Below are 3,305 nucleotides of genomic sequence, written 5' to 3'. Positions count from 1 at the left end.
TCAGCCTTCCTGGAGGGTGGTGAGGCCGTGCTCGATGAAGACGGGGACGAGGTCGCCGATGCGGTCGAAGCCGGCGCCGACGGTCCGGCCCAGGGCTCCGGCGAAAGCGAAGCGGTACCGGACCCGGGCTCGGGAACGGTCTCCACGGCTGCACACAGGTCCTCCGGGGTCAGCCCGGCCAGCCGCCGGCGTTGGTGGTCGAGCAGCTCGGCCGCGGCGCGGTGCAGCTCGGCCCGGTCCACCGGGCGGGGCGGCAGGTGGATCCCGTCGTCGAGGTGGCGGGCCAGCGCCGCGCGCAGGTCGGCGGTGCCGGGCTGCCGTACGGTCAGCGACAGGTGGACGGAGAGGCCGTCTGCGTGGCCGACGGCCGAGTGCGGTGCGCCGCGGGGGATGTAAAGCACCTCGCCCGCGCTTGTCGTGGTCTCCAGCTGCACCGGTCCCGGGTTCGGCTCGTAGCCGGTCTGCCAGTGTCCGTCGTCGGGGACCGTATGCACCTGCCACTGCTTGCTGCCGTGCAGTTGCAGCACGAAGACGTCTGCGTCGTCGCGGTGGGGGCCCAGCCCCTGTCGGCCGGGCGGGGTGAGGAAGAGGAAGGCCTCGACGCGGCGGCGCAGTTCGATGCCGAGCCGATCCGTGAGGGCGGCTGCCGGGGGGTGCCAGTGCTCGATGTTGCGCATCAGCAGGGTGGCGCCGGCGTCGAGTTGCCGCAGCACCTTGGCGGTGTCGGCATAGCCGCTGAAGACGTGGTCACCGACGGCGCGCTTGGTGGTGTACTCGCCCGGCTCCAGGGCCTTTCCACAGAGGACGAGTTCGAGGTAGGGGCGGCGGAGCAGGCCCGAGGCCAGCGCGGTGTCCACGTCGGCCAGCGTGACCGGCGGAACGGACGGCACGGGCGGGCGCAGGAGCCGGGCATGGTGTCGCCACGCCGTGGTCAGGAACGGTTCGGGCTCGCCCACCAGGGAGCGGAGGGTTTCCATCGGGATCGGTGGCCTTCTGTGACGGGTCGGGGCGCCGAGGCGTGCCTCGGCGCCAGGGCGTGTTCCGAAAGTGGTGTCGTCCGCCCGGAGGGCGGGGTCGGGGGCGTCCGGTGCGTGCGATCGCAAGGCGGAGGGAGGAGAACGCAACGGGCTGCGCCGACGACCGACAAAGCGGCGAACAATGGGCTCTCCCCTGCTCGAGCGAAGCCGAGAGCTTGGGGAAGTACCGGACGTCCCCGACCAGGCCGGACTTTCGAACACGCTCTAGGAAGCGTTGCGCAATGGGTACGTCCCGCTGCCGAGCACGCGCACCGCCGCGCGGACAGTGGAACCCAGGTCGTGGTGGACCGGCAGTTCCGGCCGGGCGTAATGGAGTTGGGCCAGCACGTCCAGGCGGCGGCGGTAGTCCTGCTCCACACCGACCGCGATCGGCTGGCCAACAGCTGCGGCCGCCCCCAACTCATAGAGGGCAATGGGCTGTTCGGGACGATGCGCGTTGCCGGCGGGAAACCAGAAGAACACCAGGTCGGCGCGGGACAGATGGAAGTGCTCCCAGCCCACCATCGCCTCGTTGAACCCGGAGGTGCCAAAGACGCCCCGGCGGGGGCTGAACAGAGCCAGGGGGCGCCGGTCGGACCAGCTCCGCTCGAACGCGGCGATGGCATCGGCCCGCCAGTCGGGGCAGTTGTGCATCCCCCCGGCGAGGAAGACCTTCGCTTCCCCGGGGCGGGGAGCGTATTCCTCCAGGGACTCGATCACCCGCACCCGCAGGGTCGCCATCATGCGCCACTCCTCGTCGTTCGGGGGTTTGCGGAGGTTCAGGACTGTAGGTATGCCGAGCGTTCGGGAGTGTCCGGCAGCTGCAGGTGCTGGACCACGGGGTTGCGTTTGCCGCTCGCGGTGAACTGGAAGTCGTGGTGCGGGCGGTGGCGCAGCCGGAAGCCCTGTCGGGCGCCGAAGTGCGTGTCGAGGCGGGTGTTGAGGTCGTGTACGCAGGCTGCGGCGGGTGCCGTCGGGCCGGCGGTGATCAGGTCGAGTGTGCCCGGTTCGTCCTGGACGACTTGGTAGTCCGGGAGGCCGGCTGCGGCGAGCGCGGCGAGCAGTGCGTAGGGCGAGTAGGTTGCTCCGTCGTAGCCGACCAGGCTGCTGCGGGCCCGGCCCACGATTCCTTCGGTGACGGTGCCGGGCAGGCCGCAGTCGCAGTCGACCGGGCGGTGTGCGAGGTCGCCCGTGACGTAGCGGATGACCGGCATAGGAGTGGACAGCAGGGAGGTCAGGACGATCTCACCCGCCTCGTCGTCGGCCGGCTCGATCTCGGGCAGGACGAAGTCGTCCTGGAAGTGCATTCGCCGCTGCTTGCATTCGAATGCCGCGTAGCCGGTTTCCGCGGTTGTGTACAGCATGGTCACCGGGCATCCGAACGCTTCCTCGACCAGACGGCGGCCGCTGTCGGGCATGTGCTCGTAGGTGGCGACGACGCCGTGCGGGCGCAGGGCGATGCCGCGCTCCAGGCAGTAGCGGGCCAGGGTGATGACGCGGCTGGAGGAGCCGGTGATCTGATCGACCGGGAACCGTCCGACCACGGCCTCGTAGGCGGCGACGACGTCGGGCGCGCCGGGGTCGTATCCGCGCAGGTTGCACTTGACGTAGGGGCGGGGCAGCATCACTGGTTCGAAGAGCGGGGTGCCGGGGAAGAGCAGTCCGACGTTGAGGACGGTGCCGCTGTCCGGCAGGCCGAGGAAGGTGCTGAACCGCTCCCGGATCACGTTGGTCAGCAGTCCGCCGGTCTCCGCCGTGGACAGCAGGGTGACGGGCTGTCCGGTGCTGCCGCTGGTCTGGCTCAGGAAGAACGCGCCGGGGGCCATCCGGCCGGTCGCGTCGCGGCTGACGAAGTCGATGAAGTGCTCGCGCAGGTCGCTCTTGCGCGTCCGGGGGAAGTCGCTCAGGCTCAGCTGCTCTCGGCCGCGCAGGGCGCGGTAGTACGGTGCCCGTTCCGCGGCGGTGGCCAGCAGGTGGTCGAGGCGCTCGCGCCCCCGCTCGGGGTCGTACGGCGCCAGGCTCTCGATCTCCCGGCGTTTCTCCAGGAACCATGCGGACGACGCCTTGCGCGTGATGCGCTCGCGCAGCCGCTGGAAGTCGCGTTTCAGATCGCTGGGCAGGTTCAACGCAGTCCTCCGTGTGAACGACCGGCCGGGCACCGGCGGCAGGCGCCGGCGCCCGGCCGGGGAATGGACGTCAGATGCGCTCGAGGCCACCCGAGATGGTCTCCAGGTCCTCGTCGTCGATCTCGGTGGCGAACTCGTCGGCCGCGGTCTCGGGCGTGGTGTT

Annotated in this window: 2 protein-coding genes and 1 pseudogene; all 3 read right to left on the bottom strand. The window is 70.7% G+C overall.

Annotation, left to right across the window (positions count from 1 at the left end):
• Positions 1 to 359: 359 nt before the first annotated feature.
• Positions 360 to 677, bottom strand: a pseudogene (locus ACWCQ6_RS36515) (JmjC domain-containing protein); the annotation flags it as partial.
• A gap of 564 nt (positions 678 to 1,241) precedes the next feature.
• Positions 1,242 to 1,760 carry a nucleoside 2-deoxyribosyltransferase domain-containing protein gene (locus tag ACWCQ6_RS36510; RefSeq protein ID WP_451096721.1) on the bottom strand — a complete coding sequence of 173 codons (519 nt, stop codon included), beginning with the start codon at positions 1,758 to 1,760 and terminating at the stop codon, positions 1,242 to 1,244.
• Between the two features lie 35 nt (positions 1,761 to 1,795).
• The gene (locus tag ACWCQ6_RS36505; RefSeq protein WP_451096719.1) at positions 1,796 to 3,142 is read right to left on the bottom strand and encodes a phenylacetate--CoA ligase family protein; all 1,347 of its coding nucleotides are present in this window, start codon (positions 3,140 to 3,142) and stop codon (positions 1,796 to 1,798) included.
• Positions 3,143 to 3,305 lie beyond the last annotated feature (163 nt).

It is taken from the genome of Streptomyces sp. NPDC001880, assembly GCF_053594575.1.
Note: the sequence above shows the minus strand (reverse complement) of the source record. Positions and strands in the feature narration are given on the sequence as shown.